Raw genomic sequence first — 24,612 nt, 5'->3', positions numbered from 1 at the left:
ATGGCTGATCTGACACGGAGGTCGGCGGGAGCGCTCCTGCGCAACTGCCTCCTCCTGACGGTGGAGTTCGGTGCGATCTGGATGCTGCGGGGGCCGGAGGGCCCCTGGATCCCGGTCCTGCTGGCCGTCTTCGTCGTCGGCGCGGCCGTACCGCACGGAACCGACGCCGAGTTCGTGGCCCGCACCGCCGTGGCGCTCACCGCCGTCGGGATCGCGGTGCTCGGCGGGATCGCCTGGGACCGGCACGTCCTGCACGACCGGGGCCGGGAGGAGACGGCGGTGGTCGCACAGCGGATGACGGCGGGGGACGGCGCCGCCCCGTCCCCCTCGCTGCGCCTGCGCACCGAGGCGGGCCGCGACCTGCCCGGCCCGGTGGCGATGGACCTCGCGGTCGGCGCACGGCTGACGGTGACGGTGGACCCCGGCGGGCCGGCCTGGGCCCCGGGCGGCCGCCCCGGACGGCCGCTGTGGCAGGCGGCCGGGACCGGCGCCCTCCTCCTGTTCCAGACCGTCGTCCTCGTCCGGATCTCCCTGCGCCGCTCCCGGGCCTGAGGGCGGAGCGGCGCAGGGAAGCACAGGGGTCCGCGAGCGTCCGCCGGCTACTGCTTGACCGCGTAGGGCCTTCCCTGCCGACGACGCCGGACTCGTCCCGCTGACAGCGGTTCGCGTACAGAAGCAAGGGCAGGGGTTCTGCACCACATCGGACTCCGGCGTGAGCAGAACCCCCGTTGTTGTTTGTGCCTATCAGTCCGCGGTGGGGCGCCAGTGGTGTGCTGCACGTTCGGCTGCCCACGCTCCGCAGAGCCACACTGCGACGGCCATCGCTGTGGCTGCGGCAAGGACTGTGCCGAGTACGCCGTTGGCTTCGGCGTACTGGCCGATGTAGGCGTTGGCCGTGATGGGGGTGATCAGCCAGTGGTGTAGGAACAGGCCGATGACTGAGGCCACGGTGAGGGGCAGGCACAGGACGAAGAAGGCTGTGCTGATGTAGATGGTGCGGTTTCCTGCAAGGACACTGACGGCTGTGATCTTGCGTGTGAACCGCATGAACTCCGCCAGGTTGGCAATCATGATCGAGGCGATGATGACGATGACGGCGAAGGTTCCGTAGAGCAGTACCCATCGGCCGTCGAGGTCGGCCATGTTGGCCGAGACCAGCCACGAGCCTGCGAGTGTCTCGACCGGGACCGATATCCCGAGGTGGCGGTTGGCCGCCTCTTTGACGGCAGGCACCGACAGGTCGTGCCCTCTGTCGCCGACGAGGATGAGGGTGGATCCTTCGGGTGTGTCGGTTTGCCGCACATGGAGTCCCTCGCCGGGTGTGCCCCATCCGGCCAGCGCCTTGACCCGCTCGTCGGGGTGCGCGGGTGTGACGAGTGTCGCCTGCGGGGTGCACGGCAGGGCCAGACGCTTGAGTGCGGGGCAGGTGCCCGTTACCTCGGAGGTCGGCCTACCCTGTTCGGATTTCAGGCGCAGGACGTCGACTCCCGCGGGGAGCGCTGCGGTGAACTCGGCGGGGACGGGCCTGTCCTGGCCGAGAAAGACCAGTACGGCGCTGCTGCCTACTTGTCGGACCGTCTGCTGTGCCTGGCGGGCGGGACCGGTGTTCAAGGTCGACCACAACTGGGTCTGGCCAACCAGGACGAAGGCGATGATCACGCCTGCGGTGAGCCGCACCGTGGCGCCCGGCCAGGCAGCAGTCCACCGACCGGCCAGCAGTGCCCCGGACAGACCCCGCCGGCGCCCGAAGGCCGCGAGCCCATGGCCCGCAGCGACCGCCCCGAGCCCCAGGAGCGAGGGGAGAGTTGCGACGGTTCCGCCGACGCCGACGACGTACACCAACAGGCGTGTACCGGAGTCGGTGACCATCCCGGGCCCCTGCACTGCGAGGAACAGCAGGAACGGGCACAGGTGGGGCCACCACCGCGGTAGCCGCTGCCGGGTGAGGCGTGGGCGGACGCTGTCCCGCCGGTTCTGCTGCTGCGGATGCAGCAGCAGAACGCTGATCAGGACGACCACAGCAGCCACGACCGGTGCGGCACACAGTGAACCAGCCCAACGCTGGGTGTCCGCACCGGAAACCACGTACCCGACCACCGGGACCTGCAGATCCCCCGAGATCAACCACAGCGAACCTGCAAGGCCGAGCAGTGCGCCGACACCCACAGGAAGAGCAGCCTCTCCCGCGTTCACCGCCGCCCTCACACGATGACCTCCTCCCAGGGCCTCCAGCAGCGCTGTTCGCTGGTCGCGCGAAGCTGACCCCGCCCGTGCAGCAGCCGCCACCAGCGCGGCGACCGGCAGGGCGCCCATGAAGGCGGTCAGGGCGAACAGCATGTAGGGAGGTTTGGCGAACATGGCCTCGCCGACACCGAACGGCGTGGGCTTGCCGAATCCCGCCGTGGGCCACATGCGCGAGGTGTCTGCGTTCTCCGGAGGCCGGACGTAGGCGAACCATTCGCCGGGGCTCGACAGGCCCTCGACACCGATCGTGCCGACGGTCGCGCCGAAGCGTGTGTCGATGCCTTCCTCCCGACCGGCTTTGAGTAACGCCGGGGACAGCACGGCTTGACCGGGCCCCGGCCATGCTTTCACCCCGGGCGGCAGGGGCGCGTCCGGTGTAAGGGGTTTGATGGCGATCACTTGGTACTGCACGTCGGCGACATCGTCGAACATCGGCTTGTACAGCAGCTTGGCCGCCGCCGCGTCCGCTTCATCGAGCTGCACGTGAGAGCGTGCTGCGTTTCGCAGGTCGCGCCCCTCGTAGCCCGCGTTAACCAGCGTCAGTCCGCACAGGACGAGCGAGGCCCCGAGCGTGGCAAGGACCAGAGCGGCAGCCCGGATATGGCCCGTCGCACCGCCCCGGCCCGACCGCATTCCCACGCGCAGCAGCTGAAACCACAATGGCGCGCTTGCCCTGCCCCTCACACGGCCCCCTGAGCCACGAGCCGCCCGTCCGCCAGGCAAACCGTCCGGTCAGCCATGGCCGCAACCTGCGCGTCGTGGGTGACAACGAGCAGCCCGCACGACCACCGCGCCGGAACCTCGAACAGCAACTCGGCCACAGCGGTACGGTTCGCATCGTCCAGCGCGCCAGTCGGCTCATCAGCCAAAAGAAGCGACGGACGGTTGATCAGTGCCCGCGCAACGGCAGTACGCTGCCGCTCACCCCCTGACAGAGTCCCCGTCGGCCGCTTCTGCCGAGGCACACCCAGCGTGGCCAGGAGTTCGGCCGCTTCCTCATACGTACGCTTGCGATCAGCACCAGCCAACAGGCCGGCCAGAGCCACATTCTCGATCGGCGTCAACTCAGCCAACAGCTCACCGAATTGGAAGACGACCCCTATGTGCCGGCTGCGATGCCGAGTCCGCTCCCTGCGGCTCATCGCGGTGATGTTGGCAGCCGCCACCCGGACGGAACCTTCGGGGTTTACGAGCCCGAGAGCGCAGGAGATGAGTGTGCTCTTCCCGCTTCCACTCGGCCCCATTACGGCAACGGATTCCCCCGCCCGCAATTGCAGGTCGATACCGTCGAACAGCACCCGGCGCCCCAGCCGATGTTTCAGTGCATCGAATTCCAGCACATACGGCAAAGTATTACCCATGCTCACCCATCTGAAATGCATATGGGGCCGCCTTAAGGCGGCCCCATATGCGTATATTAACTCGTGCGTTCCGAGTCGCAGCGGTCCGGCGACCAGTCAAGGGAGATGCACGCCTGCACCATCCATACCTTGTTACCGGATCCGCTCGTTGCGGTGGTGCCCGCCCCGCCCTTGTTGTGAAGGGTGTAGGGGGTGCCGTTGCTGCCATCTCGGGAATAGCGAACGTAGACGGAGTTGCCGTCCTGCTTGGTGTCATCCACCGCGGCACGCGTATTGGTGCCGTAGGAATAAGCGCGTACCGCGTCATCCTTAGTTGAGCTGAGGTTCAGAGCCGCCGCCGGGGACGAGAACGCCACCGCAGCCACGCCCAACGCCGCTACAACCTTGCCCGCTGTCAGCATCTTCGAGCGCACCATGTCAGCCTTCCCGCTTGATGTCGCACTTGTCGGGCCACCCGCTGAGCGACACACACGCCTGGATCACGTAGACCGCGGCTCCGGCCGCACTCGTCTGCGTCGTCCCCGACCCGCTCTTGTTCCATAGTGTGTACTGACTGCCGCTGTTTTCGCGCTTGTAATTCACGTAGACGGGATACCCGTCCTGCTTGGTGTCCTCAACCGCCACACGCGTATTCGTCCCGTAGGAATAGGCGTGCACCTGCCCATCCTTCGACGAGCTGAGGTCCACAGCCATGGCGGGCGAGCTGCCGAGTACGGCGATTGCCCCAAGAGACACGGCAAGGGTCTTTCTGGATTTCACATTTCCCCCAATTGTATGGCAAAAATTCCACGACCTCCGGAAGGTCAACTCCGGATTTAGAATTTAACACATAATCGGATCGTTCATTGTTGCACCAAAAGCAGAGGGTTGGGCGACATAATTCAGGCCGCACAGAACAAGCCAATAGTGAAGGTCCCTCGTAGGGGCCGCGCCGGAACCGGTCGCAGTGGCCATGGCCCCCGGCCGTTCAGCAACTGCTCAACGCCATTCATCCGTCCAGCCGGCACTGACATCACCGGCGCGATGTGCGGCAAGCCCAGCCTGACTGCCGCACCGCATGCTGCTCCGACCCCGTAAGGACTTTGCCGGACGCATTGGAAGTCGTCCCCTCCGAGCCCTTGCCCACGGCACCCCGCGAGCCCCTCGAGCAGCACCCCCAACAAGCTCGCCGCGCTGGCCGCGCTCGGGCCGCAGTGGGCGGCGTCGCAGCCGCGGGGCCGGTGCCAGACGGTATTCGGCACCGGCGCCCTCCTCCTGTTCCAGACCGTCGTCCTCGTCCGGATCTCCCTGCGCCGCTCCCGGGCCTGAGGGCGGGGCTACTGCTTGATCGTGTAGGAGCACCCCTTCACGCTCGTGACGCCGTCGCTCTCCGCGACCACCTTGCCGTCCACCTTGATGGTGCAGGGAGCCTGCTGGAGCTTGCCGTCGGAGCCCGTGATCGTGCCCGGGATTACGCTGACGAGGTAGCCCACCTTCTGCTCCGCGGCGGTGAGTTCGGCCGTGCCCGACTTCGACCACGGCAGGGTCTGCTGCTCGAAGCCGCTGCCGAGGCCGTTGAACATGACGGCCGTCCGGCCCGTGCCGCCGACCTCCAGGGTCACGTCGTGCTTGGCGCCGCCGCGGGCCGCCGGGGCCGACGAGGGGCCCTGACCCTGCTCCTGCGAGGCCGCGGGCTGCGGCTGCTGCTTGCCGCCCTCCGGGGCGGGCTCGGGCTCCGCGCTCCCGCAGCCGGCGAGCAGCAGCGCCGCCGCGGCGCACAGCGTCATGGCGGAGATGGTCCTGCGCATGTCCTGATACCTCGATCTTGTTGCCTGGTACGTGTGATCGAAAACAATGGACGCATGACGACACGTGCCCGTTCCTTCGATGCCGCAGCCGCTTCCTACGCCGCCCACCGGCCCGGCTACCCGCGGGCCCTCTTCGACGCCGTCCAGGAGCTCGCCGGGCGCCCGCTCGCCGGGGCGCGCGTGGCCGACGTGGGGGCGGGCACCGGCATCGCCACCGCCCTGCTGCACGAGCGCGGCGCCCAGGTCGTCGCCGTGGAGCCCGGGGACGGGATGGCCGCACAGCTGCGCCGGTCGCACCCCGCAATCCCGGTCGTGCGCGGCGACGGGGACCGACTGCCGCTGGCCACCGGTGCGTTCGACCTCCTCACCTACGCCCAGGCCTGGCACTGGACCGACCCGGTCCACTCCGTCCCCGAGGCCCGCCGCGTGCTGCGCCCCGGCGGCGCGCTCGCCATCTGGTGGAACGACGCGGACCTCACCGTGCCCTGGATCGCCGAGCAGGAGGCGCGGCTGGCGGAGTTCTTCGGGGCGGCCGAGGGGACCGGCTTCCGTACGCTGCCCGGCGGGCTCGACCGGTTCACCAGCCGGTCCGTGCGCTGGTCCCGGCGCATCCCGCTGGACGCGCACCTCGCCAACCTCGCCAGCCACTCCGCCTTCCTGATGCTGGGCGAGGCCGGCACCCGCGACTACTTCGCCGCGGAACGGGAGCTGCTGGCCCCGCTCTTCCCCGACGGCACGGTCGAGGAGAGCTACGTCGTCAGCCTCCACCTCGCCCGGGTGTGACCGACCGCAGGACCTCCGCCCGGCACTGTGACGGGCTGCCCCAGGCGTCCCGCAGCGGGCGTGCCTTGCGCAGCCACAGCGACAGGTCCAGCTCCTCGGTGTAGCCGACCGCACCGTGGAGCTGGAGCGCCGTCATCGCCGCGCGGTACGCCGCCTCGCCGCACCGCAGCTTTGCCGCCGCCACGTCGCCCGGGGCCAGCGACAGCGCCGCCGCCCAGACCAGCGGACGCGCGAACTCCAGGGCCAGGAGGGTGTCCGCCAGCCGGTGCTTGACCGCTTGGAAGGAGCCGATCGGCGCCCCGAACTGGGTGCGCTGCTTCACGTATCCGACCGTCCGCTCCAGCAGGGCCTCGCCCACGCCCAGGCACTGGGCCGCCGTCAGCAGCCGCGCCCAGCACCCGGCGGCCTGCGCCGCCCGCACCACCGCCGGTCCCGCCGCGAGGAGTTCGCCGCCGGCCTCCGGGCGCGTCAGCCGCCGCGCCGGGTCAGTCGACCGCAGTGCCTCCCCCGGAGCCGGGCCAGGGGCCGGGGCCGGGCTCGGAGCCGGGGCGGCCAGCCGCAGCTCGCCGGCCGCCGACACGGTGAAGCAGTGCGCCGCCGCGTCCGCGTCCAAGGCGTACGGACTGCCGCCCGGCAGTGTCAGCGTGGCCCAGGCCTCGCCCGCGACCAGGCCCGGCAGGAACCGCTTGGCGAGCGACTCGTCCCCCAGCTCCGACAGCAGCACCGAAACGGCCGCGCTCTCCACCACCGGCCCCGGCATCCCCGCCCGGCCCAGTTCCACGAAGCCCAGCGCCAGCTCCAGCGGGAGCAGGCCGGCCCCGTCGTACGACTCGGGTGCGGCCAGCGCGAACAGGCCCGTCCCCGCGAGCCGGGACCGCAGCGCCAGCCCCGGCCCGTGCTCGCCGTCCGCCCAGGCCCGTACCGCCGCCGGGACCTGAGCCGAGCCCAGCAGGGAGCGCAGCGTACGGGCGAAGTCCGCCTGCTCGTCCGTCGGCAGGAAGCGCATCAGCGGCGGCCCTTCGGCAGGCCGAGCAGCCGCTCGGCGATGATGTCGCGCTGGATCTCGTTCGTCCCCGCGTAGATCGGCCCGGCCAGCGAGAAGACCCACGGCTCGGCCCACTCCCCGTCCGCGAGCTCGGCGTCCGCACCCAGCAGGTCCAGCGCCGTCTCGTGCAGGGCGATGTCGTACTCCGACCAGAACACCTTGTTCAGGCTGGACTCGGCTCCGACGGCCCCGCCCGCGGCGAAGCGGGAGGCGCCCGCCCAGGTGAACAGCTCGTAGGCGCGCGCCCCGACCACCGCGTCGGCCACCCGGTCGCGCAGTGCCGTGTCGGCCGGGTCCCCCTGTGCGCGCCACAGGGCGGCCAGCCGGCCTGCCGCCGCCAGGAACCGGCCGGGGGAGCGCAGGGTCAGTCCGCGCTCGTTGCCGGTGGTCGACATCGCGATCCGCCAGCCCTGCCCGGGCTCCCCGATCACGTCCTCGTCCGGTACGAAGACCTCGTCCAGGAACAGCTCCGCGAACGCCGGCCTGCCGTCGAGGCGTCCGATGGGCCGCACCGCGACCCCGGGCGCCCGCAGGTCGAACATCAGGTACGTCAGGCCCTGGTGCGGTTTCGGGGTGTCCGGGTCGGTGCGGAAGATGCCGAAGGCCCGGTCCGCGAACGCCGCCCGCGAGGACCAGGTCTTCTGCCCGGACAGCAGCCAGCCCCCCTCCGTACGGACCGCACGCGACGTCAGCGAGGCCAGGTCGGAGCCCGACTCCGGCTCCGACCAGGCCTGTGCCCAGACGACCTCGCCGCTCGCCATCGGCGGGAGTACGCGCGCCCGCTGCTCGGGCGTCGCATGGTCGAAGAGCGTCGGCGCCAGGAGGCTGATGCCGTTCTGCGAGACCCGGCCGGGCGCGCCCGCCGCCCAGTACTCCTCCTCGAAGACCAGCCACTTCACCAGGTCGACGCCCCGGCCGCCGTACTCCGCGGGCCAGGACACCACCGCCCAGCGGTCCGCGTGCAGCCGGGCCTCCCACTCCCGGTGCGCCGCGAAGCCCTCCCGCGTCTCCAGCGAGGGCAGGGGGGAGGCGGGTACGTGGTCGGCCAGCCAGGCCCGCGCTTCGGCCCGGAAGGCCTCCACCTGCGCCGTCTGGGTCAGGTCCATCGGGTGCCCGCCTCCTCGAACGCCGTCACTTCCCTAACAAGTGTTTGGTAGGTTAACGTACGGCCATGAGCAGCGTCGAGGAGTTCGCATGAACGAGCCCCGGTACACCGCCGGCCACCACCTGCTGCAGGACCGCACCGCAGTCATCACCGCCGCCGCGGGGGCAGGGATCGGCGGGGCCACCGCCCGTCGCTTCCTGGAGGAGGGTGCGCGCATCGTCATCGGCGACGCCCACGCCCGCCGGCTCAAGGAGACCGAGGACGCCCTCACGGCCGAGTTCGGAGCCGGCCGCGTCGCCTCCCTGCCCTGCGACGTCACCGACGAGGACCAGGTCCGCGCCCTGTTCGCACTCGCCGAGCAGACCCACGGCCGCCTCGACGTCGTCGTCAACAACGCCGGGCTCGGCGGCACCGCGGCCCTCGTCGACATGAGCGACGAGCAGTGGACCCGTGTCCTCGACGTCACCCTGAACGGCACCTTCCGCTGCACCCGCGCCGCACTGCGCTCCTTCAAGGCCTCCGGCGCGGGCGGAGTCGTGGTCAACAACGCCTCCGTCGTCGGCTGGCGCGCCCAGACCGGCCAGGCCCACTACGCCGCGGCCAAGGCCGGGGTCATGGCGCTCACCCGCTGCGCGGCCCTGGAGGCCGCGGAGTTCGGCGTACGCGTCAACGCCGTCGCCCCCAGCCTGGCCATGCACCCGCACCTGGTGAAGGTCACCAGCGAGGAACTCCTCGCCGAACTCACCGCCCGCGAGGCCTTCGGCCGGTACGCCGAGCCCTGGGAGGTCGCCAACGTCATCGTCTTCCTGGCCAGCGGCTACTCGTCGTACATGACGGGCGAGACGGTGTCCGTCAGCAGCCAGCACCCGTAACGGCCTGCCCGACAATGGACGCGTGCCAACGAACAAGCCCGCGGCCCAGCCCGCAGCCAAGAAGAAGCCGCAGGTGACCCCCTCGCCCGAGCGGCGCCGCGAACTCCTCGACACCGCCGCCGAGGTGTTCGCCGCCCAGGGCTACAACGCCACCACCGTCCGCAAGATCGCCGACGCCGCCGGGATGCTCGCCGGCAGCCTCTACTACCACTTCGATTCCAAGGAATCGATGCTCGACGAGATCCTCTCGGCCTTCCTGACCGAGCTCTGGGACGGGTACGACGCCGTCCTCGCCGCCGGCCTCGGCCCCAGGGAGACCATCGAGGCCCTCGTCACCGAGTCCTTCCGCGAGATCGACCGGCACCGCGCCGCCGTCGCGATCTACCAGAAGGAATCCCGCACCCTCTCCGCCCAGCCCCGCTTCCACTACCTGTCCGACTCGCAAGTGAAGTTCGAGAAGGCCTGGCTGGGAACGCTGGAACGGGGAGTCGCCGCCAAGGTCTTCCGGGCCGACCTCGACATCCGCCTCACCTACCGCTTCGTGCGCGACACGGTCTGGGTGGCGGCTTCCTGGTACCGGCCGGGCGGACAGCACAGCCCCGACGAGATCGCCCGCCAGTACCTGTCGATGGTCCTGGACGGGATCGCCCTGCGCCCCACCTGACCGATCCGAACGTCCGAACGTCCGAGGAGTCCCGATGCCCGAGGCCTACATAGTCGACGCCGTGCGCACCCCCGTGGGGCGGCGCGGAGGCGGCCTGTCCGCCGTCCACCCGGCCGACCTCGGCGCACACGTCCTGCGGGAACTCGTCGCACGGTCCGGGGTGGACCCGGCCGCCGTGGAGGACGTCGTCTTCGGCTGCCTCGACACGGTCGGCCCGCAGGCCGGGGACATCGCCCGCACCGCATGGCTCGCCGCGGGCCTGCCCGAGGAGGTCCCCGGGGTCACCGTCGACCGCCAGTGCGGCTCCTCCCAGCAGGCGGTGCACTTCGCCGCCCAGGGCGTGCTCTCCGGCACCCAGGACCTCGTCGTCGCCGGCGGCACCCAGAACATGTCGATGATCCCGATCGCCTTCGCCTCACGGCAGGCCGCCGAACCCCTCGGGTTCACGGAGGGCCCCTACGCGGGATCCGCCGGCTGGCGCGCCCGCTACGGCGACGCCCCCGTCAACCAGTTCCACGGCGCCCAGCTGATCGCGCAGAAGTGGGGGATCTCGCGCCGCGACATGGAGGAGTACGCGCTCGGCTCCCACCGGCGGGCCGTGCGCGCCGTCGACGAGGGCCGCTTCGACCGCGAGATCGCGGCCTACGGGGACGTGACCGCCGACGAGGGGCCGCGCCGGGACACCACCCTGGAGAAGATGGCGACGCTGAAGCCCGTCGTCGAGGGCGGCACCATCACCGCCGCGGTCTCCTCCCAGGTCTCCGACGGTGCGGCGGCCATGCTGCTCGCCTCCGAGCGTGCCGTCCGCGAACACGGCCTGCGCCCGCGGGCCCGCATCCACCACCTGTCCGTACGGGGCGAGGACCCCATCCGGATGCTGTCCGCGCCCATCCCGGCGACGGCGTACGCGCTGAAGAAGACCGGCATGTCACTGGCCGACATCGACCTGGTGGAGATCAACGAGGCCTTCGCCCCGGTGGTGCTGGCCTGGCTGAAGGCGACCGGCGCCGACCCGGAGCGCGTCAACGTCAACGGCGGAGCCATCGCCCTGGGCCACCCGCTGGGCGCGACCGGGGTCAGGCTCATGACCACCCTCCTGCACGAGCTGGAGCGCACCGGCGGCCGGTTCGGCCTCCAGACCATGTGCGAGGGCGGCGGCCAGGCCAACGTGACGATCATCGAACGCCTGTAGGGGGCCGACCGGCGGGCCGGACGGCGGGCGGGCCGCCGACCCCGCCCGGTCAGGAGATGGGCAGGGAGAAGCCGAGGAGGACCGCGGCGTCGACGCGGACCGAGCCCGGCGAGAGGGTGCCGTCGTACTCGTGGTCCGTGAGGCTGACGCTGCGGCCGTGGCCGCCGACCGACTCCGGGTTCACGTCCTCGATGTGGATCACTGCCCCCAGCTCGACCCCGCACGCCTCCGCGTAGACCTCGGCCTTGCGCCGGGCGGCCTCGACCGCGCGCCGCCGCGCCTCGTCGCGCATCGCGGGCTTGTCCCGGACCTCGAAGCGCACGTCGTCGACCCGGTTCGCACCTGCCGTGACGGCGTCCTCGATCAGCAGCTCGATCCGGTCGAGCGCCTCCGTCTGCACCGTGTACTTCGCCTCGCAGCTGTAGCCGAGGAACGTGCGGTCCGCGCCGTACCCGCTGTGCTGCGAGGTCAGCCGCAGCCGCGAGCCGGAGACGTCCGCGTCCGGTATGCCGTGGTCCCGCAGCGTCTGCCGCAGCCGGGCCACTGCCGCTCCCGCCTCCGCGAAGGCCACCTTCGGAGTCGGGGCGACGAGGTCGACCGCAAGGTCCACGAAGGCGAGACGGGGTTCGGCGGACACGCTGCCCGCACCGAGCACACTGAGCCCCCAGGGCTCTCTGATCGCTGCCATCCCATGATCAAACCAGGCGGGGGAGCCCGGCACCAGGCGCTTCCGAGCCCCGGCCGGTAGCACGAAGGGCGGAGGTCACACCGGCCCGTCCGCACCTCGGGACCGGGATGTGCTAGCTTATGGAGCGTTGCAGTTGTGGTACCCATGAACTTTATGTGCGCCTGACGGGAATGCTCCGCAGGCGCTTTTATTGTTTTTTTGCCGGAATCTCCGGATGGGGCCCTTTGCCGCCTATTCAGGAGATTTAAAATGGCACTTGGCACCGTGAAGTGGTTCAACTCGGAAAAGGGCTTCGGCTTCATCGAGCAGGACGGTGGCGGTCCGGACGTCTTCGCCCACTACTCGAACATCGCCACCCAGGGCTTCCGTGAGCTCACCGAGGGCCAGCGCGTGTCCTTCGACGTGACGCAGGGCCAGAAGGGCCCCCAGGCGGAGAACATCCTCCCCGCCAACTAAGTAGTTCAGCTTGCCGGGGTCCGCACCGTGAGGTGCGGGCCCCGGCTTGTCTGCTGTTTCGACCTTTGTTTTACCTGCCGGTTTCAGGAGGGCTTTCTCGCATGACCAGCTCCAGCTCCGCACGTCCCAGCCGCCGCCCCGCCCGGGGACGAGGAGCGGCCCAGGGGCGTCCGAAGGCTGGTGCGGGACGGCAGAAGTCCGCCCCGCCCGCGCCCCGGCCGCAGGAATTCACCATGCCCGAGCCGACCGTCCCGGCCCTGCCGCCGGTCGCCGCGTTCGAGGACATGGACATGCCCGAGGCGCTGCTGAAGACCCTCGCAGCCCAGGGCGTCACCGAGCCGTTCCCCATCCAGGCCGCGACCCTGCCGAACTCCCTCGCCGGCCGCGACCTGCTCGGCCGCGGCCGCACCGGCTCCGGCAAGACGCTGGCCTTCGGCCTGGCGCTGCTGGCCCGTACCGCCGGCCGCCGTGCGGAGCCGAAGGCGCCGCTCGCGATGGTCCTCGTACCGACCCGCGAGCTCGCGCAGCAGGTCACCGACTCCCTGGCCCCGTACGCCACGGCCGTCAACCTGCGCATCGCCACCGTCGTCGGCGGCATGTCGATCAACCGGCAGTCGGGCGCCCTGCGCCGCGGCGCCGAGGTGCTCGTCGCCACCCCCGGCCGCCTGAAGGACCTCATCGACCGCGGTGACGCGGACCTCTCGCAGGTGTCGATCACCGTCCTCGACGAGGCCGACCAGATGACCGACATGGGCTTCATGCCGCAGGTCACCGCGCTGCTCAAGCAGGTCCGGCCCGACGGTCAGACCATGCTCTTCTCGGCGACCCTCGACAAGAACATCGACAAGCTCGTCAAGATGTTCCTGAGCGACCCGGTCGGCCACTCCGTCGACCCGTCGGCCGGCGCGGTCACCACCATGGAGCACCACGTCCTGTACGTCATGGACGAGACCGACAAGAAGGCCGTGGCGACGCGTATAGCCGCCCGCGACGGCCGGGTGATCATGTTCGTGGACACCAAGCGCGGCGTGGACCGCATGGTCAAGAAGCTCCTGGCGGACGGCGTACGCGCCTCCGGCCTGCACGGCGGCCGCTCGCAGCCGCAGCGCAACCGCACCCTGGACTGGTTCAAGACGGGCGAGGTCACCGCGCTGATCGCCACCAACGTGGCGGCCCGCGGCATCCACATCGACGACCTCGACCTGGTCGTCAACATCGACCCGCCCACCGACCACAAGGACTACCTGCACCGCGGCGGCCGCACCGCGCGCGCCGGCGAGTCCGGCAGCGTGGTCACCCTCGTGCTGCCCGACCAGAAGCGGGATATGACCCGGCTGATGTCGGACGCCGGGATCTCCCCGCGCACCGCGCAGATCAAGTCCTCCGACGCGGAGCTGGCACGGCTGACCGGCGCCAAGGAGCCCTCGGGCATCCCGGTGGTGCTGGAAGTGCCGCAGCAGCCCGCGCCGAAGACGCGGAGCGGCTCCGGTTCGGGCTCCGGCTCGCGCCGCCGCTCGGGCGGCCCGCGCACCGGCTCCGCCACCGGCGGCGCCCCGGCGACCGGCGGCCGCAGCCGCCGTTCCGGCGGCGGCTCCGGCCAGGCACCGGCGGCCTCCGGCTCGGGCCAGGCCCGTCGTGGCGGCCAGGGCGCCGGTCAGGGCGGCTCGGCCGGCGGCTCCGGCGAGCGCGGCCGACGCGGCACGGGCGGTTCCGGCGGCGGCGCCGCCGCGGCCTCCGCGCGCAGCCGGGTCGGCACCGGCGGCCAGGGCCGCCGCCGCGCCGTCTGACCCGTTTCCCGCGCCGGTCGACCACGGCCGACAGACTTCGACGGGCAGTGCTTCGCGCACTGCCCGTCGTCGTGTCCGCTACCGGACCAGCCTGCTCTGGAGCTTCGCCAGCGTCCGCAGGTCCAGGCCGAGGCCCTGCGTCAGGTAGCCGTAGAAGCTGCCGTAGTCGGCCTCCATCTGCGCCGTGGCCGAGTCCAGGTAGTCCTGGCGGACCTCCTGGAGCGGTATCAGCAGATCCGGGTTCTGCATCCGGCCCGACTGCTTGAGGCCCGCCCGCACCTTGGCGTCGTAGGCGGCGCGGAAGGTGTTCGACGCCAGGTAGTCGCGCTCGGCCGTGCCCTCGGGGACGGCGAGGGCGCGCAGCAGCACGTAACTCATCCAGCCGGTCCGGTCCTTGCCGGACGTGCAGTGGTACAGGACCGGGCCCTGCCGGCCGTCCGCGAGCTCCCGCAGCGTCGCCGCGAACTGCGCCCGGTTCTCGGGGGCGGTCACGAACGTGCGGTAGATGTCGCGCATGTAGGCCTCGGCGCGCCCGCCGCCGAGCATCTGCTCCTGCGTGACGGGGTCCCCGCTGCCGATGGCCCCGACGAGCGTTCCGTAGAGGCCGAGGTCGCTGACCGGGCGGGCGGTGGCTGAGAGTCCGGCGGGCAGCCTGTCGGCGCCGTCGTACTGGACCTCCATCGGGATGCGGAAGTCGATGACCTTCGTGAGGCCGAGACCGGAGACGCCGGTGACGTCGGCGTCGGTCAGCTTGCTCAGTGCGTCGGAGCGGTAGACGAGGCCCTGGCGGACCTGGCCGCCGGTCCAGGTGCGGTAGCCGCCGAGGTCGCGGACGTTGACGGCGCCCTGGAGGGGGATCTGGCGGATCGGTTCGGCCTGCTGCTGGTGGTGGTGCCGGGCACCGACACCGGCTCCGGGGGCCGCCGCCGCGTACGCGGCGGTCGGCAGGGTGGCGAGGGCGAGGGCGGCGACGGCCGCCGCGGCCGCTCTGCGGATTCTGACACGGCTCATGGGGGCGACTCCTGTGACGGAGAAGAGGGATCACCCTGGTGGTGGCAGGGCGTCGAGCGAGTGCGGTCCGTGCGACCCGTGGAGACGATCCAGCACGGAGTGGGCCTCGGCCATGACGCGGGAGACGAGCTCCGCACAGGACGGAAGATCGTCGATCACCCCCGCGACCTGGCCCGATGCCATGACGCCGAGGTCCGTACGGCCCTCGACCATGGATGCCTTGAGGAGCATGGGAGTGTTCGCGGCGAGCAGGACCTGGCTCCAGGACAGGTCCTTGCCGTGCTTCATCGCCAGGCCGTCGCGGACCATCTGCGGCCAGCTCAGACCGGACACCTTCCGGAAGCCCGCCGCGTGCCGGACCGCCCGGACCAGCGCCCGGGTACGGCCCGCCCGCTCCAGGGACTCGACCAGGTCCGTGCGCAGCATGCGGTGCGGCAGCCCGTCGACGGCCGTGGTGACGGTGACGTCCCTGACCGTCGCCTTCAGGTACTCGGCCTTCACCGCGTCCGGGACGGTCGAGTCCGAGGTCAGCAGGAACCGCGTGCCCATCGCGATGCCCGCCGCCCCGTACGCCAGGGCCGCGACCAGACCGCGGCCGTCGCCGAAGCCGCCCGCCGCGACCACCGGGATGTCCACGGCGTCCACGACCTGCGGCAGCAGCACCGTGGTGGCCACGTCCCCGGTGTGCCCGCCGCCCTCGCCGCCCTGCACGATCACCGCGTCGGCGCCCCAGGCCGCCACCTTCTCGGCGTGCCGCCGGGCCCCGACCGACGGGACGACGACCACGCCCGCGTCCTTCAGCCGGCCGATCAGCTCCTTGGAGGGCGCGAGGGCGAAGGAGGCGACCCGTACCCCCTCGTCGATGATCAGCCGGACGCGCTCGGGCGCGTCCCCGGCGTCCGCACGCAGGTTGACGCCGAAGGGGGTCCCCTCCGGGACGCGGGACCTGACCTCGCGGACCGCCGACCGCAGCTGCTCCGTGGTCATCGTCGCCGAGGCCAGGATGCCCAGCGCGCCGGCGTTCGCCGCCGCCGACACCAGGCGGGGGCCGGCGACCCAGCCCATGCCCGTCTGCACGATGGGGTGCTCGACCCCGACCAGCTTCGTGAACGCCGTCTCCACGGATCAGCCCCGCACTTCCCGGTCGCGCAGACCCTTCGGATCGATGACCTGGCGGATCAGCCGCAGTTCGGGCCCGGTCGGCTCCCGCGTGTACGGGACCTCGTCCGGCAGCGCCAGCTCGAAACCGGTCGCCGCCCGGACCTGCCCGACGGTGACCCCGGGGTGCAGGGAGGCCAGCCGCATGGTGTGGCCGGGGCCGGCGAAGTCGAAGACGCCCAGGTCGCTGACGACCCGGGGCAGCCGGTGGAACCGGGTCACCCCGGCCTCGGCGGCCCGGTCGTAGCCGACGCCGCTGACCATGTCGACGCGCTCGACGAAGACCCGCGCCGAATGCCGGGGGATCCAGTAACTCACCGGGTTGTTGAGGGTGTTCACGGGAGCCCCGCGCACGCCGAGCAGCTGGCGGGCCGGCCGCTCCCAGTCGCCGATGCAGGAGATGTTCTGGTTGCCGAACCGGTCGATCTGGCTGGCGCCCATCATCACGTGCCGCCGGCCGCCGGTGACCATGGTCAGGTGGCGCCGGTACGGGAGCCAGCCCTCGGGCGTGCCGTCGAGCCCGACGAGCATGGCCTCGCCGTCCGTCAGCAGCAGGTCGGGGGAGAAGGTCCGCTTGGCCAGCCGGGCCCCGAAGGACGGGATCAGGCCCATCGGGCTGGCGAGCACCTCGCCGTTGCCCCGCCAGGCCTCGGCGCAGGCGATCACGCAGTACTCGGCGCGGGTGGCGGTCGTCGTGGTCACTGCTGCTCCTCGTGCCAGGCCCGGACGGCCAGCTGGTAGTCGTGCTCGCCCGTCCCGGACAGGAAGCGGGCCGAGAACTCGGGCCAGGGGGTGCTCGCGTAGAGCTTCTGGAAGGCCTCGTCGCGGCCGTAGTCGGGGGCGCAGGAGGTGAAGTGCGCGCCGTTCGGGGTCTCCACCACGCCGGTGACGGAGTGCCGGCTGACGAGGAGGGACTGCGGCGGGCCGGCCTTGGCGAGCTCGGCGGTCCCGACGAGCTGCTCGCAGGAGACGTAGGCGGCGTCGGCGGCCTCGCAGAACAGGTCGTCGAAGTACGGGTCCGGGCCCAGGTACTGGGCGTTGCCGAGGCGGTCGGCGCGGTTGAGGTGGACCAGGGCGGCGTCGAGGCGCAGGGCGGGGACGGCGACGAGTTCCTCGCCGTCGCCGTAGGGAGAGGTCACCGTGCGCAGTTCCGGGTTGACCCGCATCACGTCGGAGCCTAGGCCGGCCCGGACCGGCAGGAAGGGCAGCCGGTTGGCGGCGGCGTGCAGGCCCCACATGAACATGGCCTCGTCGTACTCGGTGAGCGCGAATGCGGCCCGTTCGCGGGCGGCCCGGAAGTGGGGCTCCAGCGCGATGGAGTCGAGGGTGGCGAAGGGGGCGACGAGCCGGCGGATCCGGCCCGCGGCCGCCAGCAGGCCTACGTCGGGCCCGCCGTACGAGACCACGGTGAGATCGGTGATCTCGGACCGGAGCAGCGCTCTGACCAGGGCCATGGGCTTGCGCCGAGACCCCCAGCCGCCGATCCCGAGGGTCATTCCGCTGCGCAGCTGCCCGACCACCTCTTCGACGGTCATGGACTTGTCGCTCATGCGCGCTCTCCCTTCCCGAAGGTGTCGCGGACCCGGTCGGCCACCCCGCTGAGGTTGGCCTCGAAGGTGAAGCCCTGCTCGAAGCGGTAGCTGCGGCGCACGTCCACGGGGTCGATGCCGTTGATGGCCGCCTTCGCCAGGCGGATCAGGTAGCCGTCCTTCGCCGCGATCTCGGCGGCCAGCTCCAGGGCGGCGCCGCGCAGTGCCTCGCGCGGGACCACCCTCCAGACCGAGCCGTGGGCGTGCAGTTCGGCGGCGGTCGCGGTGCGCGAGGTGTAGTAGAGGGCGCGCATCAGGTGCTGGGGGACCAGCCGGGCCAGGTGGGTGGCGGCGCCGAGCGCGCCCCGGTCCAGCTCGGGCAGGCCGAAGACGGCGTCGTCGGAGGCGACGATCGCGTCGGCGTTGCCGACCAGGCCGATCCCGCCGCCCAGGCAGAAGCCGTTCACGGCCGCGACGACCGGCACTTCGCACTCGTAGACGGCGGCGAACGCCTCGTAGCAGCCCCGGTTGGCGCCGATGAGGGCCGCATGGCCGGTGTCGCGCTGCATCTCCTTGATGTCGACGCCCGCGTTGAAGCCGCGGCCCTCCGCGGCGAGGACCACGCACCGCACCTCGGGGTCCCGGCCCGCGGTCCGCAGGGCGTCGGCGAGGTCGTACCAGCCCTGCACGGGCAGTGCGTTGACGGGCGGGAAGTCGACCGTGACCAGTGCGACGCCCTTGTCCGGGCCGGAGGTGGAGACACCCATGAGAGGATCAGCTACCTTTCCACCAAACATTTGTTAGGTGAGGAAGGTAGCAGCCGATGGAGCTCGACGGGAGGGTTGTCGTCGTCACCGGCGGAACCAGGGGCGTCGGGGCCGGGATCGCCCGGTCGTTCCTCGCGGCCGGCGCGGAGGTCGCCGTCTGTGCCCGGCGGCCCCCGGACGAACCGGTGGCCGCGGACGGCCGCGAGGCGTCCTTCACCGCGCTCGACCTGCGCGACGCGGGCGCCGTACGGGAGTTCTTCGACGCGGTCGCCGACCGGTACGGGCGCCTCGACTGCCTGGTCAACAACGCGGGCGGAACCCCGTACCGCCTCCTCGGGGAGGGCGACGCCGAACGCCACGCACGCGTCGTCGAGCTCAATCTGATCGCCCCCATGACGGCCTCACTGGCGGCCCGCCCCTGGCTCGGGCGGAACCGGGGCTCGGTGGTGATGATCGGCAGCGTCAGCGGGACCCGCCCCTCACCGGGGACGGCGGCGTACGGGGCGGCCAAGGCGGGCCTGGAGAACCTGGCCCGGTCGATGGCCGTCGAGTGGGCGCCCGAGGTACGGGTGAACACCCTGGTCCTCGGCATGGTGCGGACCGAACTCGCCCACCTGCACTACGGGGACGAGAGCGGGATCGAAGCGGTCGGGGCGACCGTCCCGCTGGGGCGGCTCGCCGAACCGGCCGACGTGGGGGACGCGGCGGTCTTCCTCGCCTCCGACCGGGCGCGGTACGTGAGCGGGGCGAGCCTGCTCGTGCACGGCGGCGGGGAGCGCCCGGCGTTCCTGGATGCGGCAACTGTCAACAAGGAGAGCTGAGATGGCGGGACTGTGCGAGGGCCGGGTCGTGATCGTGACGGGCGCGGGGCGGGGGCTGGGCCGGGCCCATGCGCTGGCCTTCGCCGCGGAAGGGGCGAGGGTCGTCGTCAACGACCTGGGCGTGGGCCTCGACGGGCTGCCCGGCCCGGAGAGCCCGGCGGCGCAGGTGGTCCGGGAGATCGAGCAGCTCGGCGGCGAGGCGGTCGCGCACGGCGGGGACATCGCGACCCCGCAGGGCGCGGACTCCCTGGTCGAGGCCGCCCTCGACGCCTTCGGGCGCCTCGACACGCTCGTCAACAACGCCGGGTTCCTGCGGGACCGGATGCTGGTCAACCTGGACGAGGACGACTGGGACGCCGTCATGCGGGTCCACCTGAAGGGGCACTTCCTGCCGCTGCGGGCCGCTGCCGCGTGGTGGCGGGCGCAGGCGAAGGCGGGTCGCCCGGTGGCCGCCCGCGCCGTCAACACCTCCTCCGGGGCGGGGCTGCTGGGCTCCGTCGGCCAGGGCAACTACAGCGCCGCCAAGGCGGGCATCCTCGGCCTCACCCTGGTCGCGGCCGCCGAGATGGGACGGTACGGGGTCCAGGTCAACGCGATCGCCCCGGCCGCGCGGACGCGCATGACGGAACGGACCTTCGCGCAGACCATGGCCGCCCCCGAGGACGGCGGCTTCGACGCGATGGCCCCCGAGAACGTGTCACCGCTCGTGGTCTGGCTCGGTGCGGACGCCTCGGCCGGGGTCACCGGACGGGTCTTCGAGACCGAGGGCGGCCGGATCACGGTCATGGAGGGCTGGCGGCCGGGTCCCACGGCGGACCGCGGGTCCAGGTGGACCCCGGCGGAGGCCGGGGAGGCGGCGGTCAAGCTCCTGGCCGCAGCCGAACCGCCGCTCGCGGCATACGGGTCGCAGTAGGGGGTGTCCCGCGGGGGCCGCACCGGGCGGTGCGGCCCGGGAGGCCGGCGCTCCTTCGCGGACACGGCCGGGGCGGGCGGTGTCCGCGAAGGCCGGAAACGGAAGCGGGCCCGGCCCCCTGGCGAGGGGTCGGGCCCGAGTCTTCGTCGGTGCGTTGAGGTATGACTACCCGCCGGGTCCACCCGCTGAACCGCAGTCGGGCCATCATGTTGTACGCGAAGTCCGCGAAGATCGCGCACGAAGGGGAACCGGGCGGTTCCCCCCGGGCGTCAGGAGAGCTTGCCGCCGTAGTCCGGGAGCTTCACGGTGCGCTCGGCGTGGCCGCCGACCAGGTCGGTAGGGCTGTTGCCGATGTTGGCGATGATCGTGTAGCCGCGCGCCTCGATCTCCGCGCGCTTGGCCGTCTTGTACCTGCTGACCTCCTCGAAGAGGTCCGGCAGGTCGCGGACGTAGAGGCCCGACACGGGGTAGCCGACGGCCTTGAGGTTGTACTCGGTGAGGGAGTGGATGATGCCGGGGCGGGCCGTGACGAAGAAGACGGCCACGCCGCGCGCGTGGGCGTACTGGGTCAGGGCGCGGACCTTGGAGATCGCGGGCGTCGGGTAGGTCCAGAACCAGTGGAAGTCCGTCTCCAGCGAGGTGTTGTCGATGTCGAGGACGAGGGCGGGCTTCTCGCCGGCGGGCGCGTTCGCGATGCGCTGCTCGATGGCCGGACGGGCCGCGTCGACGACGGCGGCCACCTCCCGCTGCCAGGTGGCGTAGTCGATCCCGAGGATCGCCGCGTTCCCGTCCGGTGCGGACGCGTTCGCCGATGCGGAGACGGGCGCGGGTGCGGCGACGGGGGCCGCCTCGGCCGCGGTGGCCGGAACGAGCGTCAGGACGGCGGCCGCTGCGGTGAGGCCGACGGCGGCGGTACGGGGCGTTCGGATGCGGCGGGGCAGGCGCATGTGGGGTGCTCCTCGGTCACGAATTGACATGGACGTGACCAGAGTTGGCGAGAACCGCACCCGTGTCTACTGGCCGGTAGGAAACTTTTCGCGACCGATCGGTGAATGATCAAGCCAAGTGTGTGCGGACCGGGACCGCCGGGACCGCCGGGGCCGTCGGGAGAGGGCCGTCTCTTCCGGATCCTGCCGGGCCCGCGCCGCCCGGCACCCCACCCGGCCGCGTTGTCGGACCGCCCAAGTACGTCCAGTACACGGGCGCCCCTCCGCCTTGCCGGCCACGCCACCGGACGACGCGGGCTCGACCGACACGATCCGAAAGAGACGGCCTACGTGTCGCACTCCAGCACCGTGCGGCACAGGCCGCACCGTGCCCGCAGCCGTCCGCTCACCGGGACCCGCAGTCGCTGCTCGCACACCGGGCAGGGGAAGCTCACCCGCAGTCCGGGGCCGGAGGCGTCGCGCTCGAAGCGGTACGCCGACCCGCCGGGCGGGGTGGTCCCGGTGCGCCGGGCCTTCGCGTACCGCCGCCGCGTCAGCGGGCCGGCGGCGGCGAGCGGCGCCCGGCGGTGGTCCCGGGCCGCCAGCGCGCTCCCGCGCACGTAGGCCTCGTACGCCTGCGGGCTGGTGAACCACGGGGACGGGTCCTCGCCCAGCAGTGCGGCGCGCTTGGCGAGGACGTAGCCGAACTCCTCCGGCGTCAGGTAGCCGAACCGCTGGTGCGTGAGGGCGTCCTCCCGGTAGGCGTCGAGGAGCAGCCAGCCCGCCCCCAGGTAGGCGGCGGCGGTGTCGGTGAGGATCTCGTTCTCCGCCGGATCGGGGAAGGCGAGTTCCAGCCGGTGCAGCAGCACATGGGCGACCTCGTGCGACAGGGCGGCCGCCAGGTCCCGCCGGTGGGTGCGGAAGCGGTCGTTGACCTCGACGAAGTACTCCGGACCCGCGGTCAGTTCCACGGTGGCCGCCTCCTCCATCGGCCGGAAGGCGACCACCATGCGCGCGTCCGGCAGCCGCAGCGCGCGCACCATCGCCGAGGCCACCCGCTGCGCCCCCAGGTGCAGGTCGTCGGAGGCGTCGAAGGCCGCGTCGGCGGGGGAGAAGCTCGTGGCGTAGGCGCGGATCCCGTCGGCCGACATGCGGCGGAAGAGCGCGGTGATCGAGGCGCGCACGACCGCCAGGTGCGGAAAACCGTGCTCGATGATCGCGCCCGGCCCGCCGTTCTCCTCCATCGAGTCCCCTTTACAGCAATCCCTGTCGCCCTGAAGGGAGTTGGCCGAAACTGCGTTCTTGTTGACCGGCGTCCTCCTGATGTGTCATGGACCCGTCATTCCCCGATGACACGCACGGCCCAACCCCCCACGAAAGGCAGTGTGTTGACTGTGTCCAGCCTTGTGCGATTCATGAAGCGCACCCTCGCCGTCGGCGCCGTAGCCCTCGCCGCCGTCAGCCTCCAGCCCGGCACCGCCTCCGCCGGCCCGGCACCCGTCGTCGGCGGCACCCGAGCCGCCCAGGGCGAGTTCCCCTTCATGGTGCGCCTCTCCATGGGCTGCGGCGGCGCCCTCTACACCCAGCAGATCGTCCTCACCGCCGCCCACTGCGTGAGCGGCTCCGGCAACAACACCTCCATCACCGCCACCGCCGGAGTCGTCGACCTCAACAGCTCCAGCGCCATCAAGGTCAAGTCCACCAAGGTCCTGCGGGCCCCCGGCTACAACGGAACCGGCAAGGACTGGGCCCTGATCAAGCTCGCCAAGCCCATCAACCTGCCCACCCTCAAGATCGCCGAGACCAAGGCCTACGACAACGGCACCTTCACCGTCGCAGGCTGGGGCGCCACCCGCGAGGGCGGCGGCCAGCAGCGCTACCTCATGAAGGCCACCGTCCCCTTCGTCTCCGACGCCGCGTGCGGCGCCGCCTACAGCGACCTCGTCCCCGGCGAGGAGATCTGCGCCGGCCTCCTCAACCAGGGCGGCGTCGACACCTGCCAGGGCGACTCCGGCGGCCCCATGTTCCGCCGCGACAACGCCGGAGCCTGGATCCAGGTCGGCATCGTCAGCTGGGGCATAGGCTGCGCCCGCCCCGACTACCCGGGCGTCTACACCGAGGTCTCCACCTTCGCCGCCCAGATCAAGAGCGCCGCGGCGACCCTGTAGCCCTCGCAGCGCCCGCAGCCCCCGCAGCTCCCGTACCGCCTCGTCCTTCCGGCCGGACACGAACCGGCCGGAAGGGCGGGGCGCACTTGCTTTCACGCGCGTGGCGCCGGCCGGCGAACCGCAAGGCCGGAACACCGCCGCCCGCCCCTCGCGACACCCTCCCGGCGGCCCGCCGTGCGGTTGCGGGCCGACGCACGCGCCGGTCCCATGGGAGGAAACCGGTGGCAGCGGGCGACAGTGGGGCAGGTGGCACATGGCGATCAGCGTGGTCATCGCGGACGACCAGGAGATGGTCAGAACCGGCTTCCGGATGGTCCTCGAAAGCCAGCCGGACATCGAGGTCCTCGCCGACGTCGTCGACGGAGAGGCCGCCCTCGCCGCAGTCGCCGAGCACCGGCCCGACGTCCTGCTCCTCGACATCCGCATGCCCAGGCTCGACGGCCTCGAAGTCACCCGGCGCCTGTCCGGCAGCGACCGGCCACGCATCGTCATCGTCACCACCTTCGACCTCGACGAATACGTCCACGCAGCGCTCCACGGCGGAGCGTCCGGCTTCCTCCTCAAAGACGCGAGCCCGGCCATGCTGGTTGAGGCCGTACGGGCGGCCGCCGTCGGCGACTCCCTCGTCTCGCCCGCCATCACCGTGCGACTGCTGCGCGAGATGGCCCCGAAGGCCCCGCCCGCCCAGGCCCGGCGCCCCAGCGAACCGCTCACCGAACGCGAACGCGACGTCGTGCGCTGCCTCGCCCGCGGGCTGACCAACGCCGAGATCGCCGGCGAGCTCTACGTCTCCCTCTCCACCGTCAAGACCCACCTGGCCAACGTCCAGGCCAAACTCGACGCCCGAAACCGCGTCGAGATCGCCGCCTGGGCCTGGGAAAGCGGCCTCGCCGCCACGACGACGTGACGGGCCGGCTCCCGCCGCACGGCCGCCGCGCACGGTCCGGGTATCCCCAGCCCCCCGCCGCCGCCCACCGTCCGACCCCCCTGCCGGGCGCCGCCGATCACGGGCAGGCCCTGCTTCCCGTGCCGGGCGCCGTTGATCCCGGGCAGGCCCTGGCGCCGGGCGCCGCCGTGCCGGCGAAGCTCCTGCTTCGTGTGCCGAGTCCTGCCGGTGCCGGGGAGGTCCTGCTTCGCGTGCCGGGGGCTTCCGGTCCGGCGCCGGTTCCGCTTCGCGTGCCGGGCGCCGCCGATCACGGGCAGGTCCCGCTTCCCGTGCCGGGCGCCGTTGATCCCGGGCAGGCCCTGGCGCCGGGCGCCGCCGTGCCGGCGAAGCTCCTGCTTCGTGTGCCGAGTCCTGCCGGTGCCGGGGAGGTCCTGCTTCGCGTGCCGGGG

At 72.0% G+C, this 24,612-nt stretch carries 26 protein-coding genes; 11 read left to right on the top strand and 15 right to left on the bottom strand.

Going from position 1 to position 24,612, the window contains the following annotated elements; translation table 11 throughout:
* A complete protein-coding gene (locus E6U81_RS14120; protein ID WP_136230437.1) occupies window positions 1-552 on the top strand; it encodes a hypothetical protein in 552 nt (183 codons plus the stop codon).
* Between the two features lie 192 nt (window positions 553-744).
* On the opposite strand, the gene E6U81_RS14115 is transcribed toward E6U81_RS14120, so the two are convergent.
* The 5 genes from E6U81_RS14115 to E6U81_RS14095 form a co-directional block, all read right to left on the bottom strand.
* Window positions 745-2,727, bottom strand: a complete 1,983-nt coding sequence (locus tag E6U81_RS14115) for a hypothetical protein (RefSeq protein ID WP_136230436.1) — start codon at window positions 2,725-2,727, stop codon at window positions 745-747.
* 197 nt (window positions 2,728-2,924) lie between these two features.
* Window positions 2,925-3,584, bottom strand: a complete 660-nt coding sequence (locus tag E6U81_RS14110; protein ID WP_346766140.1) for an ATP-binding cassette domain-containing protein — start codon at window positions 3,582-3,584, stop codon at window positions 2,925-2,927.
* Between the two features lie 77 nt (window positions 3,585-3,661).
* On the bottom strand, window positions 3,662-4,021 hold the full coding sequence (locus tag E6U81_RS14105) for a hypothetical protein (protein WP_136230435.1): 360 nt from the start codon (window positions 4,019-4,021) through the stop codon (window positions 3,662-3,664).
* A 1-nt stretch (window position 4,022) separates the two neighbouring features.
* Complete coding sequence (locus E6U81_RS14100) at window positions 4,023-4,364, bottom strand: hypothetical protein (RefSeq protein WP_136230434.1); 342 nt, start codon at window positions 4,362-4,364, stop codon at window positions 4,023-4,025.
* A gap of 557 nt (window positions 4,365-4,921) precedes the next feature.
* Complete coding sequence (locus tag E6U81_RS14095; RefSeq protein ID WP_136230433.1) at window positions 4,922-5,392, bottom strand: hypothetical protein; 471 nt, start codon at window positions 5,390-5,392, stop codon at window positions 4,922-4,924.
* A 54-nt stretch (window positions 5,393-5,446) separates the two neighbouring features.
* Between E6U81_RS14095 and E6U81_RS14090 the strand changes: the two genes are divergently transcribed.
* Window positions 5,447-6,175, top strand: coding sequence for a class I SAM-dependent methyltransferase (locus tag E6U81_RS14090; protein WP_136230432.1), 729 nt, complete (start codon window positions 5,447-5,449; stop codon window positions 6,173-6,175).
* Here E6U81_RS14090 and E6U81_RS14085 read toward each other — a convergent pair.
* On the bottom strand, window positions 6,150-7,181 hold the full coding sequence (locus E6U81_RS14085; RefSeq protein ID WP_136230431.1) for an acyl-CoA dehydrogenase family protein: 1,032 nt from the start codon (window positions 7,179-7,181) through the stop codon (window positions 6,150-6,152). The genes E6U81_RS14090 and E6U81_RS14085 overlap by 26 nt on opposite strands.
* Entirely contained in the window at window positions 7,181-8,326 is a 1,146-nt protein-coding gene (locus E6U81_RS14080) for an acyl-CoA dehydrogenase family protein (protein ID WP_136230430.1), read from the bottom strand. Before E6U81_RS14080 ends, E6U81_RS14085 begins: the two co-directional genes overlap by 1 nt.
* Before the next feature lie 88 nt (window positions 8,327-8,414).
* On the opposite strand from E6U81_RS14080, the gene E6U81_RS14075 reads away from it, so the two are divergent.
* Genes E6U81_RS14075 through E6U81_RS14065 form a run of 3 tightly spaced genes read left to right on the top strand, consistent with a single transcriptional unit; the run spans window position 8,415 to window position 11,053 of the window.
* Window positions 8,415-9,197, top strand: a complete 783-nt coding sequence (locus E6U81_RS14075) for an SDR family oxidoreductase (RefSeq protein ID WP_031149312.1) — start codon at window positions 8,415-8,417, stop codon at window positions 9,195-9,197.
* A 22-nt stretch (window positions 9,198-9,219) separates the two neighbouring features.
* Window positions 9,220-9,861 (top strand): TetR/AcrR family transcriptional regulator, encoded by a 642-nt coding sequence (locus tag E6U81_RS14070; RefSeq protein WP_136230429.1) that lies wholly within the window; start codon window positions 9,220-9,222, stop codon window positions 9,859-9,861.
* Between the two features lie 34 nt (window positions 9,862-9,895).
* The gene (locus E6U81_RS14065; protein WP_136230428.1) at window positions 9,896-11,053 is read left to right on the top strand and encodes an acetyl-CoA C-acetyltransferase; all 1,158 of its coding nucleotides are present in this window, start codon (window positions 9,896-9,898) and stop codon (window positions 11,051-11,053) included.
* A gap of 49 nt (window positions 11,054-11,102) precedes the next feature.
* On the opposite strand, the gene E6U81_RS14060 is transcribed toward E6U81_RS14065, so the two are convergent.
* A complete protein-coding gene (locus E6U81_RS14060) occupies window positions 11,103-11,741 on the bottom strand; it encodes an SIMPL domain-containing protein (protein WP_136230427.1) in 639 nt (212 codons plus the stop codon).
* A gap of 249 nt (window positions 11,742-11,990) precedes the next feature.
* Between E6U81_RS14060 and E6U81_RS14055 the strand changes: the two genes are divergently transcribed.
* Both E6U81_RS14055 and E6U81_RS14050 read left to right on the top strand, forming a co-directional pair.
* Window positions 11,991-12,197: a cold-shock protein gene (locus E6U81_RS14055; RefSeq protein WP_030292052.1), complete on the top strand. Its 207-nt coding sequence runs from the start codon at window positions 11,991-11,993 to the stop codon at window positions 12,195-12,197.
* Window positions 12,198-12,298: 101 nt separating this feature from the next.
* On the top strand, window positions 12,299-13,984 hold the full coding sequence (locus tag E6U81_RS14050) for a DEAD/DEAH box helicase (RefSeq protein WP_136230426.1): 1,686 nt from the start codon (window positions 12,299-12,301) through the stop codon (window positions 13,982-13,984).
* 78 nt (window positions 13,985-14,062) lie between these two features.
* Here the strand turns inward: E6U81_RS14050 and E6U81_RS14045 are convergent, their stop codons facing one another.
* Genes E6U81_RS14045 through E6U81_RS14025 form a run of 5 tightly spaced genes read right to left on the bottom strand, consistent with a single transcriptional unit; the run spans window position 14,063 to window position 18,449 of the window.
* Window positions 14,063-14,995 carry a tyrosine-protein phosphatase gene (locus E6U81_RS14045; RefSeq protein ID WP_136230425.1) on the bottom strand — a complete coding sequence of 311 codons (933 nt, stop codon included), beginning with the start codon at window positions 14,993-14,995 and terminating at the stop codon, window positions 14,063-14,065.
* Window positions 14,996-15,025: 30 nt separating this feature from the next.
* Entirely contained in the window at window positions 15,026-16,117 is a 1,092-nt protein-coding gene (locus tag E6U81_RS14040) for a nitronate monooxygenase (RefSeq protein ID WP_136230424.1), read from the bottom strand.
* A 3-nt stretch (window positions 16,118-16,120) separates the two neighbouring features.
* Entirely contained in the window at window positions 16,121-16,855 is a 735-nt protein-coding gene (locus tag E6U81_RS14035) for a CoA-transferase (RefSeq protein WP_136230423.1), read from the bottom strand.
* Window positions 16,852-17,703, bottom strand: coding sequence for a CoA-transferase (locus E6U81_RS14030; protein WP_136230422.1), 852 nt, complete (start codon window positions 17,701-17,703; stop codon window positions 16,852-16,854). Before E6U81_RS14030 ends, E6U81_RS14035 begins: the two co-directional genes overlap by 4 nt.
* Complete coding sequence (locus tag E6U81_RS14025) at window positions 17,700-18,449, bottom strand: enoyl-CoA hydratase family protein (protein ID WP_136230421.1); 750 nt, start codon at window positions 18,447-18,449, stop codon at window positions 17,700-17,702. The genes E6U81_RS14030 and E6U81_RS14025 overlap by 4 nt, the downstream gene beginning before the upstream one ends.
* Window positions 18,450-18,505: 56 nt before the next feature.
* On the opposite strand from E6U81_RS14025, the gene E6U81_RS14020 reads away from it, so the two are divergent.
* Together E6U81_RS14020 and E6U81_RS14015 are read left to right on the top strand one after the other, a co-directional pair.
* Window positions 18,506-19,270, top strand: coding sequence for an SDR family oxidoreductase (locus tag E6U81_RS14020; protein ID WP_136230420.1), 765 nt, complete (start codon window positions 18,506-18,508; stop codon window positions 19,268-19,270).
* Window position 19,271: 1 nt separating this feature from the next.
* Entirely contained in the window at window positions 19,272-20,183 is a 912-nt protein-coding gene (locus E6U81_RS14015; protein WP_136230419.1) for an SDR family oxidoreductase, read from the top strand.
* Window positions 20,184-20,452: 269 nt separating this feature from the next.
* Here the strand turns inward: E6U81_RS14015 and E6U81_RS14010 are convergent, their stop codons facing one another.
* Together E6U81_RS14010 and E6U81_RS14005 are read right to left on the bottom strand one after the other, a co-directional pair.
* On the bottom strand, window positions 20,453-21,130 hold the full coding sequence (locus E6U81_RS14010; protein WP_136230418.1) for an HAD family acid phosphatase: 678 nt from the start codon (window positions 21,128-21,130) through the stop codon (window positions 20,453-20,455).
* A gap of 326 nt (window positions 21,131-21,456) precedes the next feature.
* Window positions 21,457-22,353 (bottom strand): hypothetical protein, encoded by an 897-nt coding sequence (locus E6U81_RS14005; RefSeq protein ID WP_136230417.1) that lies wholly within the window; start codon window positions 22,351-22,353, stop codon window positions 21,457-21,459.
* Between the two features lie 171 nt (window positions 22,354-22,524).
* On the opposite strand from E6U81_RS14005, the gene E6U81_RS14000 reads away from it, so the two are divergent.
* A complete protein-coding gene (locus tag E6U81_RS14000) occupies window positions 22,525-23,277 on the top strand; it encodes a serine protease (RefSeq protein ID WP_240803803.1) in 753 nt (250 codons plus the stop codon).
* 253 nt (window positions 23,278-23,530) lie between these two features.
* Window positions 23,531-24,184, top strand: coding sequence for a response regulator transcription factor (locus E6U81_RS13995; protein ID WP_136230415.1), 654 nt, complete (start codon window positions 23,531-23,533; stop codon window positions 24,182-24,184).
* The last annotated feature ends 428 nt before the right edge of the window (window positions 24,185-24,612 follow it).

Source organism: Streptomyces sp. A0592, from assembly GCF_004795115.1.
Taxonomy (GTDB): Bacteria; Actinomycetota; Actinomycetes; order Streptomycetales; family Streptomycetaceae; genus Streptomyces; species Streptomyces erythrochromogenes.
This window is presented reverse-complemented; position numbering and strand designations above follow the sequence as displayed.

Coding starts and splice junctions, on each gene's coding strand:
- E6U81_RS13995 (WP_136230415.1), top strand. CDS start 23,531: ATGGCGATCAGCGTGGTCATCGCGGACGACCAGGAGATGGTCAGAACC.
- E6U81_RS14065 (WP_136230428.1), top strand. CDS start 9,896: ATGCCCGAGGCCTACATAGTCGACGCCGTGCGCACCCCCGTGGGGCGG.
- E6U81_RS14060 (WP_136230427.1), bottom strand. CDS start 11,741: ATGGCAGCGATCAGAGAGCCCTGGGGGCTCAGTGTGCTCGGTGCGGGC.
- E6U81_RS14025 (WP_136230421.1), bottom strand. CDS start 18,449: ATGGGTGTCTCCACCTCCGGCCCGGACAAGGGCGTCGCACTGGTCACG.
- E6U81_RS14045 (WP_136230425.1), bottom strand. CDS start 14,995: ATGAGCCGTGTCAGAATCCGCAGAGCGGCCGCGGCGGCCGTCGCCGCC.
- E6U81_RS14020 (WP_136230420.1), top strand. CDS start 18,506: ATGGAGCTCGACGGGAGGGTTGTCGTCGTCACCGGCGGAACCAGGGGC.
- E6U81_RS14095 (WP_136230433.1), bottom strand. CDS start 5,392: ATGCGCAGGACCATCTCCGCCATGACGCTGTGCGCCGCGGCGGCGCTG.
- E6U81_RS14120 (WP_136230437.1), top strand. CDS start 1: ATGGCTGATCTGACACGGAGGTCGGCGGGAGCGCTCCTGCGCAACTGC.
- E6U81_RS14085 (WP_136230431.1), bottom strand. CDS start 7,181: ATGCGCTTCCTGCCGACGGACGAGCAGGCGGACTTCGCCCGTACGCTG.
- E6U81_RS14090 (WP_136230432.1), top strand. CDS start 5,447: ATGACGACACGTGCCCGTTCCTTCGATGCCGCAGCCGCTTCCTACGCC.
- E6U81_RS14005 (WP_136230417.1), bottom strand. CDS start 22,353: ATGGAGGAGAACGGCGGGCCGGGCGCGATCATCGAGCACGGTTTTCCG.
- E6U81_RS14050 (WP_136230426.1), top strand. CDS start 12,299: ATGACCAGCTCCAGCTCCGCACGTCCCAGCCGCCGCCCCGCCCGGGGA.
- E6U81_RS14000 (WP_240803803.1), top strand. CDS start 22,525: ATGAAGCGCACCCTCGCCGTCGGCGCCGTAGCCCTCGCCGCCGTCAGC.
- E6U81_RS14055 (WP_030292052.1), top strand. CDS start 11,991: ATGGCACTTGGCACCGTGAAGTGGTTCAACTCGGAAAAGGGCTTCGGC.
- E6U81_RS14105 (WP_136230435.1), bottom strand. CDS start 4,021: ATGGTGCGCTCGAAGATGCTGACAGCGGGCAAGGTTGTAGCGGCGTTG.
- E6U81_RS14030 (WP_136230422.1), bottom strand. CDS start 17,703: ATGAGCGACAAGTCCATGACCGTCGAAGAGGTGGTCGGGCAGCTGCGC.
- E6U81_RS14080 (WP_136230430.1), bottom strand. CDS start 8,326: ATGGACCTGACCCAGACGGCGCAGGTGGAGGCCTTCCGGGCCGAAGCG.
- E6U81_RS14010 (WP_136230418.1), bottom strand. CDS start 21,130: ATGCGCCTGCCCCGCCGCATCCGAACGCCCCGTACCGCCGCCGTCGGC.
- E6U81_RS14075 (WP_031149312.1), top strand. CDS start 8,415: ATGAACGAGCCCCGGTACACCGCCGGCCACCACCTGCTGCAGGACCGC.
- E6U81_RS14015 (WP_136230419.1), top strand. CDS start 19,272: ATGGCGGGACTGTGCGAGGGCCGGGTCGTGATCGTGACGGGCGCGGGG.